Consider the following 25,105-nt stretch of genomic DNA (forward strand, 5'->3'; position numbering starts at 1 on the left):
CTTTGTTTTGAATAACCCGAAAAGACACCATGGCAATACCTAAAATAAAACACTATATAGCAGGACAATGGATGGAAGGTGCAGGAGATGGAGAAATTCTCCATCACGCCATCACTGGCGAACCGGTCGCCTCGCACACCATTGAGGGGATTGATTTTAGTGATGCGTATAAACATGCAAGGGAAGTAGGAAACCCGGCCTTGCGAAAGATGACTTTTCAGGAGCGAGGATTGATGCTGAAGGCCTTGGCCTTTCATCTGTTGGAAAACAAGGAGAAGTTTTATGAAATCAGTAAGGCCACCGGCGCAACCCGGGGCGACAGCTGGATCGATATCGAGGGGGGGATCGGAAATGTATTTTCCAATGCGAGCCTAAGAAGACAGTTTCCTGACCTGCCTTATCATGTAGATGGAGAAACAGTTGGGTTGTCAAAAGGCGGATCCTTTGTAGGGCATCACATCATGGTGCCCAAAGAGGGTGTGGCCGTTCATATTAATGCGTTCAATTTCCCGATCTGGGGAATGCTGGAAAAAGCGGCAGTGAACTGGCTGGCTGGAATGCCATGTATTGTGAAGCCGGCAGAGCAAACCTGCTACCTCACCGAAGCGATGGTGAAAGAAATAGTGGATTCAAAAATCCTACCGGAAGGGGCGCTTCAGCTGGTAGCCGGATATGGAAATGGCATCCTTGATCATGTGGATATGAATGATGTCGTGACCTTCACCGGATCATTCGAAACCGGAAAAAAACTGAAAGCACTTCCTCAGATCATTGAAAACTCTGTTCCATTCAACCTGGAAGCAGACTCTCTTAATTGTGCTGTGCTGGGTGAGGATGCCGTGCCAGGCACTGCTGAATTTGATCTGTTTATCAAAGAGGTACGAAGAGAGGTGACGGTAAAATGTGGTCAAAAGTGTACCGCAATCCGAAGAATCATTGTGCCGGAAAAACTCGTGGAAGATGTGCAGATTGCCCTCGGAAAAGCTTTCGCTCAAACCACCATTGGCAACCCAGATGTGGAGGGTGTGAGAATGGGGGCACTTGCAGGAAAAGAACAATTGGAGGAAGTAACCAAGCGGGTTGCCGAGCTGGCAAAATCCAATGAGCTGGTTTACGGTTCACTCGAAAATAAAGGAGAAGCAAAGGGTGCCGACTGGAATAAAGGTGCATTTATCTCGCCCATGCTTTTCGTGAATCAGAATCCAATGAACTCGGAGGATGTTCACAACATCGAGGCTTTTGGGCCGATCAGCACCATCCTGCCTTATAAAACCATTGATGAAGCGGTGGCCATCTCTAAGAAAGGGAAAGGCTCTTTGGTATCATCAATCACAACCGCGGACGAAAAAATCGCACGGGAATTCACCGTTGGAGCCGCGACTCACCATGGAAGAATTCTGGTGCTCAATGAAGCATGTGCCAAAGAATCCACCGGTCACGGCTCCCCCATGCCAATGCTGACTCACGGAGGTCCCGGACGTGCGGGAGGTGGCGAAGAGATGGGTGGAAAACGTGGTGTGATGCACTACATGCAGCGAACAGCCATCCAGGGATCACCTACTATGATCACTGAGATCACCCAACAGTATCAATATGGTGGCGAGTATAAAGACACGGAGCGTCATCCATTCTCCAAGTATTTCGAGGAGCTGGAAATTGGCGATACCGTAATTACCGCCAAACGAACCGTGACAGAGGGAGACATTGTCAACTTCGCCAATCTGAGCTGGGATCATTTCTATGCTCATACCGATGTAACCTCCCTGGAAGGAACCACCTTTGAGCAGCGAGTGGCGCATGGCTATTTCATTTTGTCTGCGGCAGCTGGTTTGTTCGTTCAGGCGAAAAAAGGTCCGGTTCTTCTAAACTATGGCCTGGAAGATTGCCGATTCACCAAGCCTGTTTATGCCGGCATGACTATAGGCGTAAGGTGCACCGTAAAAGAAAAAGTAGATCAGGAGAAGAAAGATGATATCGCAAAAGGTATCGTGAAGTTCCTGGTGGATGTCTACGATGAGACAGGGGAAACCGTAGCTATTGCTACGATTTTGACGATGATCAAGAAGAAGGATCAGGGGTGATTGGTTGATTTGAAGATTTTTTCGATTTGATGATTCTCTGAGCTAATATGTCATGCCAGACTTGATCCGGCATCTTCAGGGATTAAATTCACCAAGTGTTTATAATTTTCTGATTTTATGACAGGGAAAATATCACCATTTTCTTCAAATCTCCTTTTCAGATCTTCTCTTAGTCCTCTATATCTGTTAAGATCACTTTTTGGATTGGTTTTAGCATTATTATAATCATTAATTGCACCAAAATCTGGAAAGAACATGAGATCTGCTCCATCCTCTTTTGTGTGAGCCAAAATGTAGTAATAAGCAAACAACTTATGATTGCTATCAACATCATTAATAAAGTGGGCTGAATCCTTACTTTTTAATGAATCAAATAGATTGCTTAATTCACCTTGCTTCCTTTCAAGCATGGTACAAATATTCTTTAAAGAATTTATGTCGCTCGGTTCAAGCAGGGTATCAAAATTTGAAATAAACTCTATCAATTGAACGAAATCTTTAGCTAGATCTACTAAACTGCTTCTAAGCATTAGCCCAGTATGGGTGTCGGTATTGAAGTAAAAATCAATAAGCAAAAGCTCTCTAAGGGTATTTTTTTGGGCTAAAATTGGCAAAAGAGATATTCCAGACACAAACCCAAAGTTTCCTGATTTTACCTTCAAAATTGTCTGTGCAATGTCATTGAGAATAATATCAATTGATATATCCAACTTAGGCTTCCCCTCATTCATTTCGGGGAAGAAAAAGTTCATATTCCTTTTGAGGTCAAGCTTGAGGCTTATAAAATCATTTTGATAGCTTGAGGCTAGTTCAAGATAATTACTCCTTAAAGATCCAGATTCACTAATCCGAATCTGTTTCTCGGTTTTGTGAAGTCTATTGATTGAAAGACAAATAGTTAAAAGTAAAACTGATGTGGCAAGCACTTTTAAAGGGAAGTCGAAGTACTTAAAAAATTCTACAAATCCTTGGTGATCCCATTTTGCAAGGGATAAACCATCATTATGAAAAATTATTATTCCGCTTACTACTCCAAAAGAAGCAACCAATACAGGAATTATCCACCACCAATTTTTCTTAATAATTTCTCTCATGCTTTAATAAAAACTAAAAATACTTCTCCACATCCCTCGAATGGTGCAAAACTCTAAGGATAAAAACCAGACCATCTTTAATCCTGTAGAAAACGGCATGTTTCTCTGAAATTGTTTGGCGAAGACCTTCTCTTATATCATCTCTTACGATCCCGGAATCTGGATACTTGCCAAGTCTATCAAAGGTAGCAATGAGTTTTTCCTGATACGAGACAGCTTGTCTTTCACCATATTGAAGTGAGTAGAAGAATATATCATCAAGATCATTTTCAGCGGGTTCTGATAGAATGTAACCCTTACTTGATCCCATATTTTGCCTTATTGTCAGCCAGGATCTGCTCTGCGGATCTCTTGCTTGGTGGAGCGTCCCAAGCCTTGCCGATCTCCTTCCTCAAATCGTCCATCATCTTCTCCCTCAGCGTTTCATGAAGCCGTAGTGCATCTCTCACCACCTCACTGGCATTTTGAAAATGACCCGAGGCAATTTGATCCTTAATGTACTTTTCCTGTCTTGCTGTAAAACTCACATTCATAGTATGTCCATATTTATCAAATATAAACATACACAAAATCCGCATGAGTTCATATTTAATTGCAGCTCAAATCAAGAAACCTCGATCAATCCCTTCTTCAGCGCATAAAGCACCAGGCCTGCTACATTTCTGGAGTGGGTTTTTTGCAGCAGGTTGTTTCGGTGGCCGTCTACCGTCTTTGTGCTAATGAAAAGTTCTTCAGCAATCTCTCCGGTGGTCTTCTGCTGGCACACCAATCTCAGCACATCTATTTCCCTTTTTGTCAAAGCTTCATCCAGGCTTTTTCTGGTACTCGTTTTGTGTTTTTGATTCATCTTTTTCTGGATCGCCAGCAGCGTGCGATGATTGATGTAGGAGCCTTTGGTGTACACGGATTTGATCGCCTCAGTCACTTCGTTGGGGTCGGAATCTTTGATAAGGTAGCCGTGCGCTCCTCGCTCAATCAGCTCAGCAATAAACGCATCATCATCATGAACGGATAGTATCAATATTTTAATTTCGGGATAGTTTTCCACCACGGCATCCGTCACATCAATCCCATCAAAATCATTCCCTCCAATCTGTGGCAGGGATAAATCGACTAGCAAAACATCTGGCCTCACTTCGCATTTGGCCAGCTTATCTATCACGGAAAAACCATCTTCAGACTCAAAAACCACCTCAAACTCATCATAAGATGATAGGATGGCCTTCATCCCTTCACGAAAAAGGAACTGATCTTCTACCAATCCGATGTTTATTTTTTGACTCATATCATTCATCCTTAATTGGCACACGCAATCTCGCACTGAACCCATCGCTTTTTATCAACTCAAAACTTCCACCAAAGGCCTTGACTCTGGCCTCCATACTTTTCAGTCCAAGTCCATAAACTGTATGCTCGGGAAGACCCACGCCATCGTCTTCATAATTTGCAATGATATCACCCCCCTCCTCCCGATAATTAATATTGACTTTACCCGCCTTAGAGTGTTTCAATGTGTTTTGTATCAGCTCCATAAAAATTCGATACAGCCCCAGCTCCTTTTCCCAGGATAGTTCGGTGGCCTCATTTGGTGTAGCAAATTCGATAGTCAGCTGTTTCGAATCGTTGATCTGGTCTATCATACTCTCCAGTGCCCGAATAAGCCCAAATGTCTCCAACTGAGTAGGCATCAGGTGGTGGCTGATTTGCCGGACAGACCCTATGGATGACTCAATGATGTTTCGCACATTTCCGATGGAAAGTCCTTTCGATTCCAGGTTTGGATGCATCTGCTCCAGTCGCATCAGGTGCATTTTGGCAATGGACAGAGTAGCTCCAAGCTCGTCATGAAGGTCCTTGGCAATGCGCTTCCGTTCGGCCTCCTGCACCTCAATGTTTGACTGAAGAAGCTCCTTTTGATGCTTGTTTCTAAGCTCCTCCCTTTCCAGGCTCTGACGGTAGAGATTTTTCTGAAAGTGCTGGTTGAGCAAAATCACACCAATGACAATCACAAATACCAGGAGTAAAAGTGGCAGGAGAATACTTAAGAAGTTGATTTCCTGGGTCGATTCCATAGGCCGATAAAAAAGCAGATATACATAATTATCGAAAATAATGCGTAGATAAACCAGGTATATCTCACAAGCGGTGTTTTAGGAAAGCTGATGATCATGTTTCCGAAATAGAAAATAAGCAGGCTGGAGGCAAAGTAAATAAACAGCCCTGCATTGATCCAATTGATGCTTTTGATGATCGCCACTCTCCGCTCCTTTACGATATCATTCATCAAAAACATAAAGGTGGTGAGGGACAAAATAATGATGAGCACGGACTCCACACTCAGCGCATAGGAATTGTAGGTATATATGCTCTGGATAAAAATTGAATTGATGATGGAGTAGATCACAAACAAAACTCCCACCACCCACAGAATTACGGGCTTGATTAGACCGTCGAAGATTTGGTTGTAAAAGGCGATCAGGCACACAAAGCCCAGTATCGTGTACACATGCAATACCGGCAGGTTATTTTGACTGTTGTGAAAAAGTATGGAAGCAACCGCCTGAACGCCAAACGAAACAAACACAAACCAAGAGAAGTATTTCATCTCCTTTGGGAGTTTTTTGTAGATCAGCATCGTGTATATCCCTACGATGTAGGTAGGGATATCCGAGTAATCGATGACACTTTTGGCGATTGCTTCAAACACTTCTTTATTCGTTTAATGGACTCTCCTCATCACAGGCATTCGGACAAGATTTTGAAAAATCCATCACATACTGTCCATCGCTTTCAGCCACACCATCTCCGTCTCCATCATATGGGCCTCTAAGTATCACATCTTTCCCCGGGATATTTTTACTCAACCGTGCGCTATCCACAGGGGTTAAGAATATCTTAAACTGACTGGTGGTGCTATCCAGTCCCATGTAAATTCTGACATGGTGATACTCTGCCTTATTTAGGTATTTGGAGGGTAAACCAATGGCCTCTGCCAAATCAACAGAACGAATGGTGAAGGCCCTGATCGGATCAACACCCAATGCCTCTTTCGAAAGCTTATCGTAATATTTGATGCTGCTCTCTGCACTGGCTAAAGAAACCGCATACATGGAAGGGGCCGTGTCAGCTACTTCATAATTTTCCACCTCGGCGGGTGTGTCCGTTGTTGCCTGCTGGCAAGAAACAATTGAGATAAATAGAATTGCTCTTAATAGGTTTTTCATAATAGTATTTTTAAAAAACAATTCTAATCATTCTCAATACTATAAGTAGTCATTGGCTTGAAATTCGAGTAATTCCCTCCACATTAAAAATGAAAAACAGGTATTTCTACCCGTTTAGCTAAAGGGTTAATTCCCCTCTGGTCTGAAGTGCTTAGATCACCCAACTTTACATCATCGATTTGAGCTAGATCGTGGCGTATTTCCGAAAAGCCGATAGAGTAGGAACCAAACAATCACCAAAAAAATGTCTGGAATAAAAGTTGACTTTGCCGTATATGGTGCCTTAAAAAACGGGAATGAAAATAATGGCCGGGCAATGGACGTGAAGTCCATCTTACAAAACCTAATCAATCAAAACAATGGTGTGGTCACCATTACAAGCACTTATCTGGGGGGCGATCCCTGCCTGGGGTTTACCAAACAATTTGGAGCCCAGATACAGCGGCAGGGAGAGACCTTTCACTTCGCCTGCATGGAAGGCCAGACGATAGATTTTGCCCGTGGTGGTAATCTGACATAGAATATTTAAGACCTCATAATAGTGATGTACTCAATTCTCTCTGAAGGTGAGACTCAGAGAGGAGCTGGTTGGGAAAAGCCCTCTGATTTTCGGAGGGTTTTCTTTTTTACCAGGGCTCACCCCACCATTCTTTCCATAAACTCATCGCGCTTTTTCGGTGATATGCTCACCATGGAATCATCATTCATCAAAATATACCCTCCCTCCGATTTCACAAATTTCTTCACCTCCTTCAGATTAATGAGGTAGCTATTGTGTACCCGCATAAATTGATTGGGTGCCAAAAGGTCTTCATATTCCTTCAGGTGCTTACTCACCACCAGGCACCTCCCATCCCTGAATTTGAAATCCGTGTACGAACCATTTGCCTTGCAAAAAAGGATGTCGCTCTCCCGCACAAACTCCATCCCATCGGAGGTGGAGAGGCAGATTTTCCGATCCCCATCTTTTTGTGAAAGCTGATTCAAAAGCACATCCATCTGCTGCTTGTACTGGTTTTCGTTTCGCCTGCTCTTGCACTTTTGCACTGCTGCTTGAAGGTCGTCGATAGAGATGGGCTTGAGCAAATAGTCGAGGCTGCTGAGCTTGATAGCCTGGATGGCATACTGCTCAAATGCCGTAGTGAAGATGGTCTCAAAATTGACCCTGGATACACCCTTTAGCACGTCGAATCCAGTTCCCGGCTGAAGTTCAATGTCAAGGAAAATCACGTCCGGACTGGACGTTTCTATCACCTTGATACCATTGGTTACCGAGTCCGCTTCACCCACCACTTCTACTCCCTCACAATACTCATTTAGCAGATTTTTCAGGGTTTCTCTGCTGTGTCTTTCGTCTTCTATGATGACTGCTCTTAACATAATCTCAATTTTTAGGTATGGCTACTGTGACTCTGGTACCTGCCGACTTGCCCTCTTTCTCCAGATCGTCGATGATTACAAGTTGATAGTTGGTTTTTTCCAATGATCGGATGCGCTGCTCCGTCACAGACATCCCTCTGGAAATATGCTTTCCGGAAGCTCGCGTTTCTTCACCCTTACGCCCAACCCCATTGTCCTCAATGATGCATTTGATGTACTCTTTTGCATCTTCAAAAGTGATGGTCAGTCGCTTATCCCCCTGTTTGGGTATCAGTCCGTGAATGATGGCATTTTCAATGTAAGGCTGAACCAACAAAATCGGGATTTCATGCGCATAGGTATCAAGTTTATCATCGATGATAAATTCATAGGAAAAGGAATCGTCAAACCGGAGGGCTTCCAACTCCACATATATTTTTAGAAGCTTTATTTCATCCTCCAGAATTACATTGACATCAATGGAGCTTTCCAAAACCTGCCTCAGGAGTTTTGAAAATTTTGTCAAATAAGAAAGCGCAGCAGTTTTGTCATTGGCTGTGATGAAGTGCTGGATCGAATTCAGTGAATTGAAAATGAAATGAGGGTTCATTTGCGCCCGTAGCATCCGTTTCTCCAGTTCTTCGTTCATTTCTTCTATCCGGGCCTTTTGGCTGGAGATGAGCTTATTCTTCTCTTTGAGCAGGGCATTGGATCGGATCTTCCTGCGATATCCATACACCAAAAGGCCAAAGGAAAAAACTGAAAGCAGTGTAATCACCGCAAGCAGGGTCTTCCTCCGATTTTCAAGGGCCACCTTTTCATTCAAAAGGGTAAGCTCTGATTGCTGCTGAATGATCTCCTGATTCTTCATGTAGACGTTGTGCTGGAGCTCCATATTTTGGATCTCTTTCATCTTGGATTCATTGAAGAGGCTGTCCTTGTAGACAATGCTCTGCTCCAGATGATCAATGGCTTTTTGCAACTCCCCCTTATCCCTGTGAATAAAAAACGCCAGTTCGTGGATCTGCTTTTTCCACTGAAAAAACCCGTAGCTCGGCATCAGCTCCAGCGCCATTTTATAATAGTCTTCTGCCTCAGCCAGCCTTCCTTGCTTAAGCATCAGCTCAGACAAATTTCTTAGCCCGATGGCCTCCTCCCTCTTGAGTGACATTTCACTAGAAAGTGCCACTGACTTGTTAAGGTATTTCTCCGCCTCTTCCCAATTTTTCAATTGCATATAGCACAAACCTACGTTTGAAAAAGCGGTGGTATTGTCCATTCTGTCTTCTTTGTCCTTTATTGATTCAAGAAACAGCATCAGTGCAGACTCATAGTTTCCGTCCTCATATTCCATCACCGCAATATTGACCTGCGCATTTTTTTTCAGATCTTCCAATCCGGGTCCCTTATGTACCTCAATCGCCTTTTTGTACGCATCAAGGGCCTTTTGTTTTTCATCCATCAGATCATAGAGGATGCCTAGGTTGCTGTAGACCGAAGAGGTATTTACATCCAAGCCCAGTGAGTCCACCAATTGTAGGTTTTTGAGATAATAGGAGCGGCTGGCCGGATAGTCGCCGAGGCGCTTGTAAATGATCCCCCGGGAATTATTTATAAAGACCAGCCGATCATGATCGTTGATTTGTATGGCCAGCTCCTCACACTGGGCCAACGTGGTGAGTGCATTGGCATAATCACCCGCCATGCCATATGTGAGGCCGATTGAGTATAAAGCCTCAATCTCCCCGTTTGAAAACTTCAACTGCCTGGCCAACGTCAGGCTCTCATTCAGATATTCCAGTGTCTTCTCCCTGTCGTATGAACGAAGCGCCTGGCCTAGCTTTCTGAGTGTATGCACCCTGTTGGTGTCACTCTCCAGCTCAGACAAAGCCTGCGTCAGACTGTCAATTTGTGGGCTCTGCCCAACTAAGCATTGAGAAAATACCAACAGGAAGATGCTTACCGATATCCAATGCTTCGTCATAGGTTTTGGGGAATTGTTATTCGATAGGTTGTATCTATGGAGTCACGCTCAATCTCGTATGAGATGCGCCGACCTTTTAGCTCGTTGAAAAACTGAATTTGTTCCTTCCAGGAGATCATGCTTTGCCGATAGCCGCTGGATGACCTGTCTCCCAATGCATGATTAAAAGTAAAGGTCAGGATCAAAGCAGCCTCATCCCGATTCAGGTTGATTCTTAGTTTCAATGTGTCAGAATCGGAAAGGTGATTCTCCAGGATTTCTTCTGCCATGGTGATCAGGAGAAGAGGCGGCAGCTCATTTTCCTGGAGTGCCTCGATCCCTGCCTTCTCTACGAAATAGCCGAATCTGCTCTCGTACCTCAATTTTTGAAGCAGCAGGTAATTGCTCAGTGCGTCAATTTCGTGATTGAGGAATACAAGCTCATTTTCGAAATTCCCCAAATAGTAGCGAATGATTTTACTAAACAAAGAGAGGTAATTCAGGGCAGTGACCTTATTGTTTTCCGTTAGAAAATACTGAATGGAGTTGAGTGTGTTAAAGACAAAATGCGGATTGAGGTGAGATTTCAGCATCTTGGTTTGTAGCTGAGATAGCTGAAGCTTGACCAGATGAGTTTCCTCCATCTGCTTGTTTCGCAGTTCCTCAGATTTTAGTTGGCTTAGCTTAATGGCGCAGATACGCGCAATGACGGTCAAAATCCGGAGGTGTTCGTCAGTAAAAAAATTAGGCCGAGAGTGCTCACAGTCTATCACACCGATGACCTGATCGTCCACCTGTATGGGGACACAGATCTCTGAAAGTCGGGAGACATCATCCTCGATATACCTGTGGTCCAGCTCGGTATTCTCAATGATAAGCGGCTCACCGGTGACGGCCACATAGCCAGTAATTCCTTTGCCCATTGGGATCACCAATGGAGAAAGTATTTGCTGACCTTTTGGATTTTTTGGCCCGTGAGCGGCCTTCTGTACCAGCTCACCCCGATCAAAATCAATGAAATATACCACACAGTCTTCCATATCCAGGGCAGATATGCAGTTCTTTACCAGTCCCCAAACCACTTCATCCTCTGTCTCCTTTTCCAGGATCGAAAGCGAGAAGGAGATCAGGATATCTTCTATCTCCGTGAGTTTGGTATTATCAGGCAAAGATTCTTTCATGGGTCAAATCGGGCTAACTAAAGTAAAAGAAATGGATGTAGAACACCCATTCCTTTTTGAAGTATGAAGAGTAATTACTTTTCTGCCAAAACCAGGATAAACGGTGAACCATCAGGATCGTAAGAGCTCACAACGAGCATCTTCTTCCCTCCACTTTCCAGCATAGCCGCTACGAAGTTGGTACCCTGATCATTCTCATCGAAGGTCAGGTCACCGTCCAGCAGTCCGTTGGTGATGCCATCTACACGCATGGTCACTCCGTTCGGGTCAATTTCGCCTGTATTTATGTTGTTGATCTTATGTCCATCGCCAAGGATAGCATCACCAGTATCCTCAAATGTCATCTGGATGGCTACCGTCTTCTCATCGTTGTTGTGGGGTAGATATGCCAGCCCGATCATTTCTACATCCACCAGATCATTGAAATCATAAGAAGCTGATTGCTGAAATGCCAGCACACCGCCATTACCCTGGCCTCTGTCCAGCATCATCACACCAGCTGCTGTAAACTGTCCAACCACCTGGGTTTCGTCATCGTCGCTGGAAATAACCACCGTGCCATTCTCCGTACACACTGCGGTAGGGAGTCCCGTGATTGCAGAGCTTAGGGTACATGCACCCTCATTTGCACAATCAAGGGAATATTTAGTGCCGGCGATGGCATAGTTTCCATCCCCTTCATCAGAAATGGTCACTACTCCATACGCTTCTTCCGTAGCTGGGTCATATTCTTCTCCATTTCCGGGAGCTGTCAGGATATAGTTGTAGTTGCCCGGCACGTCCGCACAATCACCAGCCGCTACTGTGGCTATCAAATCACCTTTGATGCTACCCTCCGGCTTCACCATCATAGCCACATCCGGCAAAAGCATCGCATAAAAAAACGCTGAGCCATCCGCAGGAATGTCCGGATTGGATGGAGTCACGTTCGTAATGGTACACTTTAGATATCCGGTTGAAAGGGTTGTAAAAGTTCCTTCAATCTGGATGTCATCCGTCAGGTCGTCAAATGTTCCGTAATCCCACAGGGTGGTAAAAGTGTTTTCGTCGTGATTAAGTGTCCAGTCCCACACATCGCCGGGACTCTGAGTGCCTTTGAAAACACTAATGTTTGCTTCAGGCTCTACGTTTGTGGAACCGTCATCATTGCTACATCCAATTGTTCCTAAAAAGAATGCCGTTGCTAATAGATTTAAAAATGTTTTTTTCATGGTCGAAATAAAAATTGTTTGATGCAATGTTCATTTCACCACACATTTCTAAAGATGGCCAATTGACGAATGGGTTGTTTGACTTGATGGATTGCTTTCCCCAATTATTTTGGTGAATTAGGAGCCTTGGGATAGGTTAAGAATCGGACTCTTCTATTTTTGCACGTATGAATTACGTGAACCTAAACATAGAAAACGGGATCGGGACCGTTGAGTTTTTTACTGAGCAGAGCAACTCCCTTCCGGGGGACATTCTGAAAAAACTGGCTGAGACCATTACCGAGGCAGGGAATAACCCGGAGATCAAAGTGATCATTCTCAAAAGTGGTGGCGATCGCACATTTTGTGCTGGTGCGAGCTTCGATGAGTTGATAGCTATCGACAGCCCTGAGCGAGGCTATGAGTTTTTTATGGGGTTTGCCAATGTGATCAACGCCATGCGGAAAGCTCCGAAATTCATCATCGGCAGATTGCAGGGAAAAGCAGTAGGTGGAGGAATTGGCCTGGCTGCATCGGTAGATTATTGCTTTGCATCCAAGCACTCAGCTATTAAGCTAAGTGAACTTGCCCTTGGTATTGGGCCATTTGTGGTAGGGCCTGCCATCGAGCGAAAGGTCGGTCTCTCTGCCATGTCTCAAATGGGCATGAATCCGGATGAATTTTACGATCCAAAATGGGCACATCAAAAGGGACTCTTTGGAAAGCTCTACGATGATGTGGAGTCGCTAGATAAAGCAGTAAACCAGCTGGCAGAAAAACTGGCCGCTTATAATCCTGAAGCCATGGCTGAAATGAAGAAAGTATTCTGGCAGGGGACTGACCACTGGGATGAGCTGCTTTCCGAAAGAGCCAAAACCAGCGGGAAGCTAGTATTGTCCGACTTCACCCGAAACTTCATCCAGAAATTTAAGAATAAGTAGATTTAGGGATGTTTTCATCTAAATCTATTCGCGGAAAATGGACCTGGGCATTTGTAGACCTGCTTGTGGTCATCATTGGTGTGTACATTGCCTTCCTCATCCAAAGCTCAGCAGCTGCTGAAAAGGACAAAAAAGAACAGGAAAAAGTATTCACCGCACTAAAGTTTGAGCTCGAACATTTCCGACTACAAATGCCTGGAATGTCAGGATATGTAAATAGTGAAGTGGAGAAATACATGGCCACCATAAAAAGTGGGGATTACTCCAATTTTACAGATTGGAGATTCATTCAGCCTCAGTATTCCTACCAGATCATAGAATATGCCATCAGCATTCAGAACACAGAAATTATAAATTTCGAGTTGTATGATGCGTTGCAAAAGCTCTTTGTGGAAATCAAAAAGCTGGAGCATGCAGAGAGCCTGATTATGGAAACTTCGATGCGGTATCAAACCATACCGGAAGGTCTTCCTAAAACCGATCCCCTCTACCAAATGACCTGGGCCAACAATTATGACAATTTTGGCAGGTTCATCACTTTTATGAATGATCGTGCCAGGGTACTCCAGGCAATAGCCGATGCTTCTCAGGCTACATTGCCAATCATCAATGAAAAACTGGGGGAGGAAAAAACCAGAGAGATAGAAAAGCAATTTATCCTTTCCAATGCGAGCAAAGTGAAAAATGAAGATCAGGCCGTAGCACTAGTAAAACGGATATTTCCGGATTTTACTGAAGAAGAAGTAAGGGAATTGTACCGTCAGGCGTCCCAAACAAAGACAACCCCTGCTGATAGCCCAGGCCAGTAGTTTCAGTTTTAGAAAAAAGATAACCTTATACCCATGAAATGTCCATAAAACAAGCTATATCAACCGAGGATGAATATCCGAGTAAAAATCTCGATTTGATGCAGTTTCAAGCTATCCGGACATTCCATGTGGCCTTTAAAAATCAAATTATATACACATGAAAATATCCAGACCATTAACCCTCCTAATCGCCCTTATCAGCCTCCTTTCAGGCTATGCGCAAAACAAAATCAAGGTAGAGCACTCAACCGACGGCACCTTCAGTCAGAAGTCTGTGAGAAGCCTGAACTGGATGAATGACGGACAATACTACAGCGCATTGTCTGACAATAAGATCATAAAATATAGCGTGCGAACAGGAGACATGGTAGAAACCATCGCAGATGGGGATGCTTTGAATCTCGAGATCGACGACTATAGTTTCAGCGATGATGAGTCGAAGGTATTGATCATGACCGATCGAAAGTCAATCTATCGCAGGTCTTATACAGCCGTTTTCTATATCTATGATCGAAACTCAAGCGAAGCTCAAAAACTCTCCGAAGGACGTCAATCATACGCCACCCTTTCGCCTGACAATACGAAAGTGGCATTTACCCGAGACAACAACCTCTTTTATGTAGACCTGTCCTCCAAAAATGAAGTGGCTGTAACAACTGATGGCAAATTCAATTACATCATCAATGGTAGCACCGATTGGGTGTATGAGGAAGAACTGTACCTAACCAAGGCATTTGCCTGGGCGCCAGACAGCAAGAGGCTGGCTTACTACAGAATGGATGAATCAGGCGTGAGAGAGTACAACATGCAGGTGTGGAATGATGGCGCATTGTACCCGGAAGACTACCGCTATAAGTATCCGAAAGCCGGTGAGGACAATTCTGTTGTTGAGATTTTTCTGTACGAACTGGGGTCGCAACAGAAAACAAAAGTGGACATAGGAGCAGAAACCGACATCTACATCCCACGCATTTACTGGACAAAGAACCCCGAATTACTTGCCGTTCAGCGGCTCAATAGATTGCAAAACCAGCTTGATATTCTCCATGTAAATGCAAAAGATGGTAGCTCCAAAGTAATCCTCACAGATAAAAGCGACACGTACATTGACTTCACGTTTTGTGACGACCTCACCTACCTGGACAATGGCCAGCAGTTTCTTTTCAGTAGTGAGAAAGACGGCTACAAACATTTCTATCTCTACAACCTTGATGGCAGCCTGGTCAACCAAATAACCGATGGGGCGTTCGAGGCAGTAAGCCTGGTAGGACTGGATCAGCAGAAAAAGAAATTGTACTACATCAGCACGGAAGATTCTCCGCTGGAGCAGCACCTGTATTCCATTTCACTCTCCGGAAAGGGCAAAAAGAAGATGAGTGTAGAGGCTGGCGTTCACTCTATCAATATGAGCAATGATTGTAGCTACTATATGGATTATTTCTCCTCTGCCACCACCCCGATGCAAGTTTCTCTCTACCAGACCAATGGAAACAAGCAGATAAAAGTGATGGAGGACAATCAGGAGCTTGCACAGAAAATTAAAGCATACGGGTTTGCTGACAAGGAATTCTTTCAGCTCACCACACCGACAGGCAGCACGCTGAGTGGATTTTTCCTGAAGCCAGCCGATTTTGATGAAACCAAAAAATACCCACTATTGATCTATCAATACAGCGGGCCGGGCTCACAAAATGTCTCGAACCGATGGGGTGGCAGCCACTTCATCTGGCATCAGTACCTCGCTCAAAATGGATACATCGTGGCGGTGATCGATACCCGGGGAACAGGGTATAGAGGAGAAGCCTATAAAAAGCTGACGTATAAGCAGCTTGGCAAATATGAAACAGAAGACCTGATTTTCTCAGCTAAAACATTGGCTGATTATAGTTACATTGACGAGAGTCGGGTCGGTATATGGGGATGGAGCTATGGTGGCTACATGTCGTCATTGTGCATCCTCAAAGGAAATGATGTGTTCAAAACGGCTATTGCTGTTGCACCTGTCACCACCTGGAGATATTACGACACCATCTACACGGAGAGATACCTGCAACGTCCGCAGGACAACCCGGAAGGATATGATGACAACAGCCCAAATACCCATGCCGATAAGCTGAATGGAAATTTCCTACTCGTGCACGGAACAGGCGATGACAATGTCCACTTTCAGAATTCGGTGGCCCTCCAAAACGAGCTGGTTGATGCCGGGAAGCAATTTGATTCTTTTTACTACCCGGACCGGGCACATGGATTAGGAAACCGAAGAGGTCACCTCTACCAGATGATGACCGAGTTTATCATGGAGAAATTGTAGAAACTAATGAAGGAGACGTTTTGCCTCCTTTTTTATCATTATATAAATGAAAAGAACGTTTGGCTTCTTCGTACTAGAATTTATGGTCATTTTTATTGGCATTGTTTCTTCATTCATTTTCGATGAATGGAGAGAACAAAGGCAGCTTCAGGAAAAAAAGAATGAGATCCTTTCGACCATACTTCAAGAAATAGAAGATGAAAAAAACTTTCTTCATAACAATTTAGGAAAGTTTAATCAAGAAGATATTCATATCACTGATTCACTTTTTGGAAAAGTACTTCCAAAACCTAGCACTCTTTTACGTTATTTGAAAAAGAACTTTTTTATAGTAGATGTTGAAGAGGAAGGAGAATACCTTCCTAATTGGCACACTTTTATTTCAAACAATGACGCTGAAATGTCCAGGATAAGAAATACTGTCGAAAATCAACGGATCATACGATTTATAGAATACTACTTGCTCACGAGCAAGAGGATTGAAACAAAGCTCTATGGAAATGATTTTGCCATTTCAGTCAAGGATTTATTAGATGATGATATACTAGCCGACCTTGACCACAGTTGGTCTGAGTCATTAAAGCTTTATAAAGCAGGAAACATCCATGCTGATTTGAATGTCGGAGACATTGCACTTAAAGGTGATTACGGAAAATTGATGAATGATCGCGAGTTTAAACGCGCAATTCGTATTCATAGAACCACCATAAAGGACGCAATGCTCTATATTGAGCGACAAAAGAAACGTTTAGATGCATTGGAGAAGGATATTGTAAATGAGCTAATCACTTCCACTCCAGAATAAATTTCTAACTCTTTGCCATTTTTTATACCCGATTGCCAGTGAGATTCGAGCATATTTGAGTGGAAGTGATTAAGTAATACTCACATTCATTACTCAGACAAAATTCGGTACAGCTCCAAATTCAGGTAGTAATGATGGCCTGAAATCGTACGCTTTTCCAGGATACCCAGCTCCACCAATTCATTTAGATAGTTTCTGGCTGTATTCTCCGCAAAGATTTTTGCATCGGTCAAGTGGCTTACTTTCGTCAGCGGCTGGGTAAAAATCATTTGAACCAGCATTTCGGACTTTCTGATTTTTGTGTCCCCCTGAATGGCTTCCAAAATGCCTTCTTTTGCCGAAATGATATCATTAATTTTATTAAACGTCAGGTTGGCCGTTACCTCAACTGCCTTTAGCATAAACAGTATCCACCGCTCCCACATGGCACGCTGAGTCACACTTGCAAGATGCGAGTAATAGTCATTTTTATTGTCAATGATGTATCTGCTCAAAAACAAGATCGGGAGATCCAGCAGCCCTTTTTGAGTCAAAATATTGATGTTGTAAATCCTACCAGCTCTTCCGTTTCCATCCCGGAATGGGTGGATCACCTCAAATTGATAATGCGCAATCGCCATCTTGATCAGCGGGTCAATCGGATACTTCTCGTCATCATTCACAAACTCCAGTAGGTTCTGAAGCTTTTGCTCAATGATCCCTTTGCCCCGTGGCGGGGTGTAGATGGCAGTCCCTGCATTCGGTCCTGTTCCGCCCTGCTTGATGTAGATGTGTGCACTCGATGGCCTGATTCCATCGTTTGTTTGCTTCACCAGTCGGTAGATGCGGATGAAGTAATCCATGTCAAACGTACCATGATCCATCAAATGCTGATGTCCGGCCCAGAGCGCCTCCCTGTATCGCAGCACCTCCTTGGGGGCGCCTTTGATGCTCACATCCTCGCCCTCCTCGCTATACGCCTGGTACAATTCATCGTCTGTGGTGAAAATATTTTCGATCTCACTTGATGCCTTTGCCTCCTGTAAGGAAATCGTGTTGATCAAAACACCCTGATTGGGAATGGCGATAGATCTCCCATGCAATCGTCCCAGTGCCGATTTTGTATTGGCCAGTTGCTCCATCACCTCCACCGTGCGATACAGATCCGGATGGATCGGCAAATCCGGCAGATCGTTCCAGGGTTTATTTCGATCCGGGTTTATATGGAAAAGGGGTTGATTCATTTATTCACATCTCTTTTTAGAATGTCATCCTGAGTGAAAACGAAGGATCTGCATCAATTTAAGATAGATTCTTCACTGCGGTCAGAATGAAAACCAATTTTGATTGTCCTTTAAAGTCTATACTCAAGTAAACATCAATTAATTCAATTTTTGATGTTTGTTCGAAAGTACGGCTTTATTTTGAGGTCTGCAATTCAAGTAAACATTAATTTTTAATTTTTCTAATGTTTACTAGTAAATCAGGCATCAAAAACTCCTCGCCTTTGTAACTTAGCGATCCCAAGAAAATACTATGTCAAAAACAGCAACAGCACCCCAAAAAAAGAAAGCATCAGTGATAGACTGGAAGGAAATCGCTCTGAAAATGCTCATCTCCCGAGCCATGGACGATCTGGAAGAAAACAAGCTCGTTCCTGAAAAGAAAGTACTATATCAATTCTCAGCCAGAGGACATGAATTGGGTCAGCTGATACTTGCACATTTACTCGATAAACCTAAAGATGCAGCAAGCGCCTACTATCGTTCCCGCCCGCTTATGATTGGTCTTGGACTTTCCGTGGAAGATGCGCTTTCTGCTCCCCTCACACGGTCAGGTGGATACAGTGATGGACGCGATATCGGAGTGGTGTGCAACATGCCAAAATCTGACCGTGGCTGTGTGGTGCTGCCGATGGCCGGTGATGTGGGTGCGCAGTATACCCCAGCCATCGGCTGGGCGCAAAGCATTGAATACTATACGAAGACATTAAAAGATAAAAATTATAAGGATTCAATAGCCGCCATCCTGGGTGGTGATGCTTCAGTGGCCACCAATGGCTTCTGGTCTGCTTTGACTATCGCTACCACACAAAAGCTTCCTGTGCTTTTCTACATCGAGGACAATGGCTATGGCATATCGGTAACGAGTGAATACCAAACACCGGGAAGAAACATTGCAGAAAATCTGGCTTCATTCAAAAATTTGGATATCTGGGATGGAAGCGGTACAGATCCCGAAGAAGCATTTAAACTATTGAAAGCCGGAACGGACCATGTAAGATCAAGAAAAGGCCCGGCACTGGTGCGACTGACCGTGCCAAGGCTCAATGGCCACTCCTACCAAGACAATCAGGCCTATAAGGACGAAAAACTGTTGAAGAAAGAGCAGGCGAATGATCCGCTGAAAGCCATCAAAAAGATGTTTTCCGATAAAGAGTGGAAAGTATTAGAGAAAGAGGCCAAAAAGATCGTAGATCAATCTGCTGAAGCAGCACTCAACCGGCCTCTCCCTGACACTACCAAAATCAAAAAGTTTGTCTTCTCAGAAGCTGATGAAGTACAGGGAATCGGAGGACTAAGACCATCTAATCCAATGTTCCCGGTCAGTAGCGAAGAACCCAAGCCGGACAAACGAAGAATCAACATTGGGGAGGCGATCAACCTGGCATTGGATTATGAGCTGAAAACCAACCCAAAAGTGCTGGTCTTTGGAGAGGACGTGGGAATGAAAGGAGGAGTACACGCTGTAACCATGGGCTTGCAATCAAAATATGGAAAAGATCGGGTATTTGACACCTCGCTATCCGAAGAGGGGATTATCGGTCGGGCTGTGGGGATGGCCTATGCGGGACTGATGCCCGTGGCTGAGATACAGTTTAGAAAATATGCTGACCCAGCCATGGAACAGCTCAACAACTGCGGAACGACACGATGGAGAACTGCCAATCGTTTTGCCTGCCCAATAGTAGTGCGGATGCCCGGAGGATTTGCGAAAGTGGGTGACCCGTGGCACTCGGTGACAAATGAGGTGATGTTTGCACACGCCATTGGCTGGCAAGTAGCCTTCCCGAGCAATGCACAGGATGCAGTAGGCCTCATTCGCTCAGCTATGCGCTCGGACAACCCTACTATGTTCTTTGAACATAGAAACCTGAACGATAACCGCTACGCCAGGCGACCCTACCCGGGTGATGAATTTATTGTTCCATTCGGAAAGGCAAACCTCCTCCGGGAGGGAACCGACATCACGCTGGTGACCTGGGGTGCGATGTGCGAAGCATGTGAAGAAGCGGTGGACGAAACCGGAATCTCGGCTGATGTGCTTGACTTGCGAACGATCATGCCATGGGACAAAGAGTCCGTGCTCAATTCCGTTAAAAAAACCAACAAATGCCTCATTGTTCATGAAGATGCCTTGACTGCTGGTTTCGGAGCTGAGATTGCTGCGGTGCTGGCCTCAGAAGGATTTAGCTATCTGGACGCACCCGTAGAGCGAATAGCTATGCCCGACATTCCACTTCCACATAATGTGCCCCTGATGGAATCTGTGGTGCCAAATGTGGAGCGGATTGCGGAGAAGATGAGGGAAGTCGCAAGTTTTTGAGTAACTACCTTACTTACTAATACGTGTAATAATTATGGGAACCTGGGGAATAGCACGGGATATGGCCAAACTAAATGAGGAGAATCTATCTAAGCTCTCCAGGAAAGGTCTGTATGCCAAACTCAAAGAAAGAGGTTCTAAATCAAATGGAAAAATCTATAAGTTCAAGAAAGCTACTCCCCAAGCTCTAGACGCTATCAGGCAAAAAATGGAGGTTGAAAATAAAGCCTATAACAAGAGGCGGCTAAAAATCATTATTGGTTGTTTGATTTTTGGCTTGTTTCTCTTTTGGCTCATATTCGCTGACCTAAGTTTCATAATCTAGATTCCTAGTTCTCCCCACTATCAGTATTCAAACCCTTCTAGATGACATTTTACGAAAGCAAAGAAGAAGATCCCGGATCAAGTCCGGGATGACGCACAGAAATAAAGCCCAAATAAAAAATCAAATACTCCCCCCATTGACTTTTTGGATGGCGCACTGAAATAAGGACGTCATTCCTGACGCAGCGGAGCGGAGATCAGGAATCTCCTTAGATGCTTCCTCTCGTCAGCATGACACAGAAATCAAGGGAGTAGAAAGGTTTAAATTTTAGCACTGAACCTAGATCGGAGCTGTCATCCTGAGTGAAGCGAAGGATCTCCTCCATGAATGACTTTCAGAAAAAGTTTCAGTCAAGCTGAACGAGTATTTAACCCAAAGAACCTGCATCTTTACCCCCATGCTGGCCAACCACAAATACTTTCACTGGTTTTACTTCCACAAAAGGAAGCAGCATCTTTTCAACCTTTCCTCAGGCCTCTTCATCTGGCTCTTCCTTGGCCTTACACGTCCCTTTGGCATCAACAATAACAACTTTGAGGCTTACATCTACTTACTTTTTAGCCTGCTTCTTTTCGCGGCTCTCTGGATCATGATCAGCTACCTGTTCGATTTTGTTTTTAGTCCAAGAGCCAGAAAGGATCATGCGTTCGACCTGAGAATCTTTGGGCTCAAAATCCTTTTTATGATCCATATTTATCTGATCATCAGAGGCGTATCCTGCGATTGGGAATGTATCGATTTCTTGGAATATCTGGAACTTTGGCTTGCCTGCCTTTTGATGGTTGGCTTTTGCTACCTCACCTTCTCGCTTTATGCGAGGTATCTGTATTTCCACTCTATGATCGGAAAAAAGGAAGTTGCTGATGGGAGTATTGAGCTGATCGGCGAAGGAAAAGATTCATTGATTTTGTCCATTAGTGAGATCATCAGCCTGAAAGCGGATGATAATTATGTGGACATTGTAACCACCAGAGGGAAAGAAACGCTTCGTTCCAGCCTTTCGGCGCTCGAAGATCAGTTGCAGGCCTACAGCCAGTTTATCCGTATCCACCGATCGTACATGATCAACTTTCATTTTGTGGAAGATTATCCAAAAAAAGACACCATCCTTCTGCGGCAGAATGAAGAAATCCTGGAACTCTCCGTTTCCAAAAAATATCAGAATCAGGTCGATCAACTATTCACTTACCCCAAATAGTCGTCCATTCACCCCAAAACGAGCTGAATAGCCAACTTCGGCTGAAGCCTTTCGATTAGTATCGCAAACTAAATTTTCAAAATTATGAATTGGTTATACGTCGGATTGCCATTGGCTTTTCTTTATCTGATCTGGTTTGGAAGGTTGATTCACCAGAAGAAATATAATCGGCCCTTGTTGATCATTGCAATTGCGCACTTCCCATATTTACTCGCCAATCTTGTGGCTCCTTTCCGAGGATTTTTTGATTCCGGATATGCCGGCTATCAGTTCGGGCTGATCAAGATACCAGCGGGAATCTGGGTCACAATCATCACGGGAGTCATTGTGGTAGGAAGCTTTCTGATTGCAACAAGATCACTAAAGAATCAAATGGACAAGTTATGGGTTTTCACTTTCTTGTTTGATCTAGCTCTGCTAATCGCCATGGCCGGACCCATGTTTCTTGATATCCTGTTTGACCCGACCGGATCGAATATTCAGTTAGGCGAGTACTTGACCATTTCAGGAATCTGGGTAGCTCTCATCACATTTTTCCTCTTTGCCGGACCCACGCTGTATGCAGTGATTGCATCCGCCAAAAGGGTTAGACAAACGATTTAAAAACTCAAAACAAAAACGACTATGAAATCATTATTATCAATTTCCTTATTGTGTGTCTGTATGGTGACAGCCGCACAGCCGTCTTATCTAACCGATCCCAAAGAAGCTCAGGTCATCTATTCCGATCTGGATAATTTCCTTACTGCTTATTATTTGCTGAATGTAGACTCTGACACAATCGGTGTACTAAATGAGCACTATTTTTCTAAAGCTTCTGCAGGTCTCACCGAGTATATTGGCAGGCATGGACTAACGCCTGAAAAACTTGCAAAGGCATTGGCTAAAAACCCGGAACAATATGCCCTTTTATCCGACTTTCGTAAGGAGATCACCGATTTCAATGAGCAATACTTGAAAGAGTTAACAAGCTTCCATAATGAGATACCCAATGCCATGTATCCTCCTGCATATTTTCTGGTGGGATCCAATCGGGGAATCGCACAAGCTTCTCCAAAAGGACAATTAATCACAATTGAACGAGCTGTCGACCAACCGGAGAAATTACTTCATTTAATGCTACACGAGTTGACTCACTTCCAGCAAGCACGAACATTAGGATTTCAGAATTACATCAAAACGTATAGTCAACCCAACAATATGCTCGATTTAGTTTTAAGGGAAGGAGGTGCTGAATTCGTATCCTATTATCTGGTTGAGAAAAGTAAAAATCCGTACCGAAACAAAACATTTTTTGAAGCGAATGAGGCAGACCTCAAAGCTCGGTTCCTAACAGACCTTGAAAATCAAGACCAGAGTTACTGGATGTGGGAATCCTTGACCGAGGAAAATAAAAATACCTTGTTGGGGTATACGATGGGCTATAAAATTTGTGAATCATACTATCTGAATGCCAGAGACAAGGATCAGGCATTGAAAGATATTTTGGGTGTCTCAGATGCCCAGGCGTTTCTTGAAGCTAGTGACTATTTCACTGAATAGTATTTTAAGTCTGGAAATTTGATTGTTCTTCTACGAGTGCAGAGATGCTTCGTTCCTCAGCATGATAGCACTGGACTTCACTCGGAGCTGTCATCCTGAGCAAAGCGAAGGATCTCCATCCGTGAATGCCACACAGAAAGGAGCAACTGTTAACTATAAGCTTGAGGCATGAACCCCAGGTTTAGCACCTATTGGAGCTCCCGTCAAATAGAAAGATTACTTAGCTTTGATTGGATCAATTCTATCACTTGCAAACACACACCTGTAAATCTTGCGGCACATCCTTCTCCGGCAACTACTGCAATCAGTGCGGAGAGAAAGTCATTCGTCAGGAGGATAGGAAGCTAAAGCATTTTCTGGGAGAGTTTATCAATGCCATCACCTTTGCTGACAATAAGCTCTTTCGCACGGTCAAAACCATCCTGATTGCTCCGGGCAGGCTTTCGGCAGATTTTGTGGAAGGCAAGCGCAAAAAGTACATGAAGCCGATTTCGATCTTCTTCCTGGCCAACCTTATTTATTTTCTTTTTCCGGTTTTCAATACGTTCAACACAAATCTCCACTTGCAGATGAACGCCTTTCCGTTCCTTCATAGTGATCTGGCCACAGAAATGGTGAATTCCAGACTTGAAGAGTCCGGTGAAACACTTGAATCATTTAGCCTAAGATATGACTCAAAGTCAACAGAGCTGTCGAAACTGCTGTTAATCCTCATTTCACTCTTTCAGGCAATGTTTTTCTGGATGATCCACTCTCGTAATAGCAAGCGTTTCTTCAGCGATCATATAATTGTCAGCCTCGAATTGATGTCCTTCATCATCCTCTTTTGCATTCAGGTATTAGGATTGGCCTTTTTGCTTATTGCATCGATCAATTCCAGCTTTATCTCAGAATTAGTCACAAGCGGAGTAATGTTTTCGCTCATTTTATACTACCTCTATCGCGTAGAATTCACTTTTTATTCAACCGGAGGAATCCGCGCATTTGCCAATGCAATGCTTGGCTCAATTGCATTTAGCCTGTTCATATTTATTTATCGATCCTTGCTGTTTTTTATCACTTTTTGGTCTCTTTGAGGGATGAAAAAAGTATACTACCTATCCACTTGCACTACCTGCAAGCGCATCATGGATGAACTTGGCGATTTGATTTCAGATTTTGAAACACAAGACATCAAAACTGAACAGATGACTTTTGCTCAGATTGACGAAATGAAAAAACTATCAGGATCCTACGAATCGCTCTTCTCCCGAAAAGCCATGAAATTCCGATCCATGGGCCTGGGTGATAAAAATCTATCTGAAGATGACTACAGAAAACTCATCCAGGAAGAATATACATTTTTGAAGCGTCCTGTCTTTATCGTCGATAATCAAATCTTCGTGGGCAATAGCAAAAAGGTGATCGAAACACTAAAGAGCAACCTTACTTAAAACACTAAAAGCTTAAAGTATCACTTTAAGTAAAAGTAGCTATACCCCCTTAGGCTTATTA

Annotated in this window: 24 protein-coding genes; 12 read left to right on the top strand and 12 right to left on the bottom strand. The window is 43.9% G+C overall.

The annotated features are described in order from the left end of the window. Window positions 1-29: 29 nt before the first annotated feature. Window positions 30-2,081, top strand: coding sequence for a phenylacetic acid degradation bifunctional protein PaaZ (paaZ, locus tag RLN88_RS00975; RefSeq protein WP_350219504.1), 2,052 nt, complete (start codon window positions 30-32; stop codon window positions 2,079-2,081). 50 nt (window positions 2,082-2,131) lie between these two features. Here the strand turns inward: paaZ and RLN88_RS00980 are convergent, their stop codons facing one another. Genes RLN88_RS00980 through RLN88_RS01010 form a run of 7 tightly spaced genes read right to left on the bottom strand, consistent with a single transcriptional unit; the run spans window position 2,132 to window position 6,399 of the window. Next, window positions 2,132-3,175 carry a hypothetical protein gene (locus RLN88_RS00980; RefSeq protein ID WP_350219505.1) on the bottom strand — a complete coding sequence of 348 codons (1,044 nt, stop codon included), beginning with the start codon at window positions 3,173-3,175 and terminating at the stop codon, window positions 2,132-2,134. A gap of 13 nt (window positions 3,176-3,188) precedes the next feature. Further along, window positions 3,189-3,485, bottom strand: a complete 297-nt coding sequence (locus tag RLN88_RS00985) for a type II toxin-antitoxin system RelE/ParE family toxin (RefSeq protein ID WP_350219506.1) — start codon at window positions 3,483-3,485, stop codon at window positions 3,189-3,191. Then, window positions 3,472-3,753, bottom strand: a complete 282-nt coding sequence (locus tag RLN88_RS00990; protein ID WP_350219507.1) for a type II toxin-antitoxin system ParD family antitoxin — start codon at window positions 3,751-3,753, stop codon at window positions 3,472-3,474. Before RLN88_RS00990 ends, RLN88_RS00985 begins: the two co-directional genes overlap by 14 nt. Window positions 3,754-3,779: 26 nt before the next feature. Next, window positions 3,780-4,460 carry a response regulator transcription factor gene (locus RLN88_RS00995; RefSeq protein WP_350219508.1) on the bottom strand — a complete coding sequence of 227 codons (681 nt, stop codon included), beginning with the start codon at window positions 4,458-4,460 and terminating at the stop codon, window positions 3,780-3,782. Between the two features lies 1 nt (window position 4,461). Beyond that, complete coding sequence (locus RLN88_RS01000) at window positions 4,462-5,247, bottom strand: sensor histidine kinase (protein WP_350219509.1); 786 nt, start codon at window positions 5,245-5,247, stop codon at window positions 4,462-4,464. Further along, the gene (locus RLN88_RS01005; RefSeq protein ID WP_350219510.1) at window positions 5,217-5,882 is read right to left on the bottom strand and encodes a hypothetical protein; all 666 of its coding nucleotides are present in this window, start codon (window positions 5,880-5,882) and stop codon (window positions 5,217-5,219) included. Before RLN88_RS01005 ends, RLN88_RS01000 begins: the two co-directional genes overlap by 31 nt. A 4-nt stretch (window positions 5,883-5,886) precedes the next feature. Then, on the bottom strand, window positions 5,887-6,399 hold the full coding sequence (locus tag RLN88_RS01010; RefSeq protein WP_350219511.1) for a hypothetical protein: 513 nt from the start codon (window positions 6,397-6,399) through the stop codon (window positions 5,887-5,889). 244 nt (window positions 6,400-6,643) lie between these two features. Here RLN88_RS01010 and RLN88_RS01015 point away from each other — a divergent pair, with 244 nt between their 5' ends. Then, entirely contained in the window at window positions 6,644-6,919 is a 276-nt protein-coding gene (locus tag RLN88_RS01015) for a hypothetical protein (protein WP_350219512.1), read from the top strand. Between the two features lie 116 nt (window positions 6,920-7,035). Here the strand turns inward: RLN88_RS01015 and RLN88_RS01020 are convergent, their stop codons facing one another. The 4 genes from RLN88_RS01020 to RLN88_RS01035 all read right to left on the bottom strand — a co-directional run bounded on the left by RLN88_RS01020 (window position 7,036) and on the right by RLN88_RS01035 (window position 12,113). Further along, window positions 7,036-7,779: a LytR/AlgR family response regulator transcription factor gene (locus RLN88_RS01020; protein ID WP_350219513.1), complete on the bottom strand. Its 744-nt coding sequence runs from the start codon at window positions 7,777-7,779 to the stop codon at window positions 7,036-7,038. A 4-nt stretch (window positions 7,780-7,783) separates the two neighbouring features. Next, a complete protein-coding gene (locus tag RLN88_RS01025; RefSeq protein WP_350219514.1) occupies window positions 7,784-9,742 on the bottom strand; it encodes a tetratricopeptide repeat-containing sensor histidine kinase in 1,959 nt (652 codons plus the stop codon). Next, window positions 9,739-10,902 (bottom strand): histidine kinase, encoded by a 1,164-nt coding sequence (locus RLN88_RS01030; protein WP_350219515.1) that lies wholly within the window; start codon window positions 10,900-10,902, stop codon window positions 9,739-9,741. Before RLN88_RS01030 ends, RLN88_RS01025 begins: the two co-directional genes overlap by 4 nt. Before the next feature lie 74 nt (window positions 10,903-10,976). Then, window positions 10,977-12,113: a hypothetical protein gene (locus RLN88_RS01035; RefSeq protein ID WP_350219516.1), complete on the bottom strand. Its 1,137-nt coding sequence runs from the start codon at window positions 12,111-12,113 to the stop codon at window positions 10,977-10,979. A 167-nt stretch (window positions 12,114-12,280) separates the two neighbouring features. On the opposite strand from RLN88_RS01035, the gene RLN88_RS01040 reads away from it, so the two are divergent. The 4 genes from RLN88_RS01040 to RLN88_RS01055 all read left to right on the top strand — a co-directional run bounded on the left by RLN88_RS01040 (window position 12,281) and on the right by RLN88_RS01055 (window position 16,961). Beyond that, on the top strand, window positions 12,281-13,033 hold the full coding sequence (locus RLN88_RS01040) for an enoyl-CoA hydratase/isomerase family protein (protein ID WP_350219517.1): 753 nt from the start codon (window positions 12,281-12,283) through the stop codon (window positions 13,031-13,033). A gap of 8 nt (window positions 13,034-13,041) precedes the next feature. Next, window positions 13,042-13,842 (top strand): hypothetical protein, encoded by an 801-nt coding sequence (locus RLN88_RS01045; RefSeq protein WP_350219518.1) that lies wholly within the window; start codon window positions 13,042-13,044, stop codon window positions 13,840-13,842. Between the two features lie 157 nt (window positions 13,843-13,999). Then, window positions 14,000-16,156: a S9 family peptidase gene (locus RLN88_RS01050; protein ID WP_350219519.1), complete on the top strand. Its 2,157-nt coding sequence runs from the start codon at window positions 14,000-14,002 to the stop codon at window positions 16,154-16,156. 46 nt (window positions 16,157-16,202) lie between these two features. Continuing rightward, entirely contained in the window at window positions 16,203-16,961 is a 759-nt protein-coding gene (locus tag RLN88_RS01055) for a hypothetical protein (RefSeq protein ID WP_350219520.1), read from the top strand. A gap of 89 nt (window positions 16,962-17,050) precedes the next feature. Here RLN88_RS01055 and RLN88_RS01060 read toward each other — a convergent pair whose 3' ends face one another. Beyond that, entirely contained in the window at window positions 17,051-18,184 is a 1,134-nt protein-coding gene (locus RLN88_RS01060) for a Fic family protein (protein ID WP_350219521.1), read from the bottom strand. A gap of 292 nt (window positions 18,185-18,476) precedes the next feature. Between RLN88_RS01060 and RLN88_RS01065 the strand changes: the two genes are divergently transcribed. The 6 genes from RLN88_RS01065 to RLN88_RS01090 all read left to right on the top strand — a co-directional run bounded on the left by RLN88_RS01065 (window position 18,477) and on the right by RLN88_RS01090 (window position 25,044). Then, on the top strand, window positions 18,477-20,546 hold the full coding sequence (locus tag RLN88_RS01065; protein ID WP_350219522.1) for an alpha-ketoacid dehydrogenase subunit alpha/beta: 2,070 nt from the start codon (window positions 18,477-18,479) through the stop codon (window positions 20,544-20,546). Window positions 20,547-21,268: 722 nt separating this feature from the next. Continuing rightward, on the top strand, window positions 21,269-22,069 hold the full coding sequence (locus RLN88_RS01070; protein WP_350219523.1) for a LytR/AlgR family response regulator transcription factor: 801 nt from the start codon (window positions 21,269-21,271) through the stop codon (window positions 22,067-22,069). Between the two features lie 84 nt (window positions 22,070-22,153). Further along, window positions 22,154-22,672 (top strand): hypothetical protein, encoded by a 519-nt coding sequence (locus RLN88_RS01075; protein WP_350219524.1) that lies wholly within the window; start codon window positions 22,154-22,156, stop codon window positions 22,670-22,672. A gap of 21 nt (window positions 22,673-22,693) precedes the next feature. After that, a complete protein-coding gene (locus tag RLN88_RS01080) occupies window positions 22,694-23,611 on the top strand; it encodes a DUF2268 domain-containing putative Zn-dependent protease (protein ID WP_350219525.1) in 918 nt (305 codons plus the stop codon). A gap of 248 nt (window positions 23,612-23,859) precedes the next feature. After that, complete coding sequence (locus tag RLN88_RS01085) at window positions 23,860-24,687, top strand: DUF3667 domain-containing protein (protein WP_350219526.1); 828 nt, start codon at window positions 23,860-23,862, stop codon at window positions 24,685-24,687. A gap of 3 nt (window positions 24,688-24,690) precedes the next feature. Then, complete coding sequence (locus tag RLN88_RS01090; RefSeq protein WP_350219527.1) at window positions 24,691-25,044, top strand: arsenate reductase family protein; 354 nt, start codon at window positions 24,691-24,693, stop codon at window positions 25,042-25,044. Window positions 25,045-25,105: the final 61 nt, after the last annotated feature.

Origin of the sequence: Ekhidna sp., from assembly GCF_040223195.1 — a bacterium.
Taxonomy (GTDB): Bacteria; Bacteroidota; Bacteroidia; order Cytophagales; family Cyclobacteriaceae; genus Ekhidna.

What these genes read in the sequence shown, in the direction of transcription:
- paaZ (WP_350219504.1), top strand. Translation starts at nt 30, where the DNA reads ATGGCAATACCTAAAATAAAACACTATATAGCAGGACAATGGATGGAA.
- RLN88_RS00980 (WP_350219505.1), bottom strand. Translation starts at nt 3,175, where the DNA reads ATGAGAGAAATTATTAAGAAAAATTGGTGGTGGATAATTCCTGTATTG.
- RLN88_RS00985 (WP_350219506.1), bottom strand. Translation starts at nt 3,485, where the DNA reads ATGGGATCAAGTAAGGGTTACATTCTATCAGAACCCGCTGAAAATGAT.
- RLN88_RS00990 (WP_350219507.1), bottom strand. Translation starts at nt 3,753, where the DNA reads ATGCGGATTTTGTGTATGTTTATATTTGATAAATATGGACATACTATG.
- RLN88_RS00995 (WP_350219508.1), bottom strand. Translation starts at nt 4,460, where the DNA reads ATGAGTCAAAAAATAAACATCGGATTGGTAGAAGATCAGTTCCTTTTT.
- RLN88_RS01000 (WP_350219509.1), bottom strand. Translation starts at nt 5,247, where the DNA reads ATGGAATCGACCCAGGAAATCAACTTCTTAAGTATTCTCCTGCCACTT.
- RLN88_RS01010 (WP_350219511.1), bottom strand. Translation starts at nt 6,399, where the DNA reads ATGAAAAACCTATTAAGAGCAATTCTATTTATCTCAATTGTTTCTTGC.
- RLN88_RS01015 (WP_350219512.1), top strand. Translation starts at nt 6,644, where the DNA reads ATGTCTGGAATAAAAGTTGACTTTGCCGTATATGGTGCCTTAAAAAAC.
- RLN88_RS01020 (WP_350219513.1), bottom strand. Translation starts at nt 7,779, where the DNA reads ATGTTAAGAGCAGTCATCATAGAAGACGAAAGACACAGCAGAGAAACC.
- RLN88_RS01025 (WP_350219514.1), bottom strand. Translation starts at nt 9,742, where the DNA reads ATGACGAAGCATTGGATATCGGTAAGCATCTTCCTGTTGGTATTTTCT.
- RLN88_RS01030 (WP_350219515.1), bottom strand. Translation starts at nt 10,902, where the DNA reads ATGAAAGAATCTTTGCCTGATAATACCAAACTCACGGAGATAGAAGAT.
- RLN88_RS01035 (WP_350219516.1), bottom strand. Translation starts at nt 12,113, where the DNA reads ATGAAAAAAACATTTTTAAATCTATTAGCAACGGCATTCTTTTTAGGA.
- RLN88_RS01040 (WP_350219517.1), top strand. Translation starts at nt 12,281, where the DNA reads ATGAATTACGTGAACCTAAACATAGAAAACGGGATCGGGACCGTTGAG.
- RLN88_RS01045 (WP_350219518.1), top strand. Translation starts at nt 13,042, where the DNA reads ATGTTTTCATCTAAATCTATTCGCGGAAAATGGACCTGGGCATTTGTA.
- RLN88_RS01050 (WP_350219519.1), top strand. Translation starts at nt 14,000, where the DNA reads ATGAAAATATCCAGACCATTAACCCTCCTAATCGCCCTTATCAGCCTC.
- RLN88_RS01055 (WP_350219520.1), top strand. Translation starts at nt 16,203, where the DNA reads ATGAAAAGAACGTTTGGCTTCTTCGTACTAGAATTTATGGTCATTTTT.
- RLN88_RS01060 (WP_350219521.1), bottom strand. Translation starts at nt 18,184, where the DNA reads ATGAATCAACCCCTTTTCCATATAAACCCGGATCGAAATAAACCCTGG.
- RLN88_RS01065 (WP_350219522.1), top strand. Translation starts at nt 18,477, where the DNA reads ATGTCAAAAACAGCAACAGCACCCCAAAAAAAGAAAGCATCAGTGATA.
- RLN88_RS01070 (WP_350219523.1), top strand. Translation starts at nt 21,269, where the DNA reads ATGCTGGCCAACCACAAATACTTTCACTGGTTTTACTTCCACAAAAGG.
- RLN88_RS01075 (WP_350219524.1), top strand. Translation starts at nt 22,154, where the DNA reads ATGAATTGGTTATACGTCGGATTGCCATTGGCTTTTCTTTATCTGATC.
- RLN88_RS01080 (WP_350219525.1), top strand. Translation starts at nt 22,694, where the DNA reads ATGAAATCATTATTATCAATTTCCTTATTGTGTGTCTGTATGGTGACA.
- RLN88_RS01090 (WP_350219527.1), top strand. Translation starts at nt 24,691, where the DNA reads ATGAAAAAAGTATACTACCTATCCACTTGCACTACCTGCAAGCGCATC.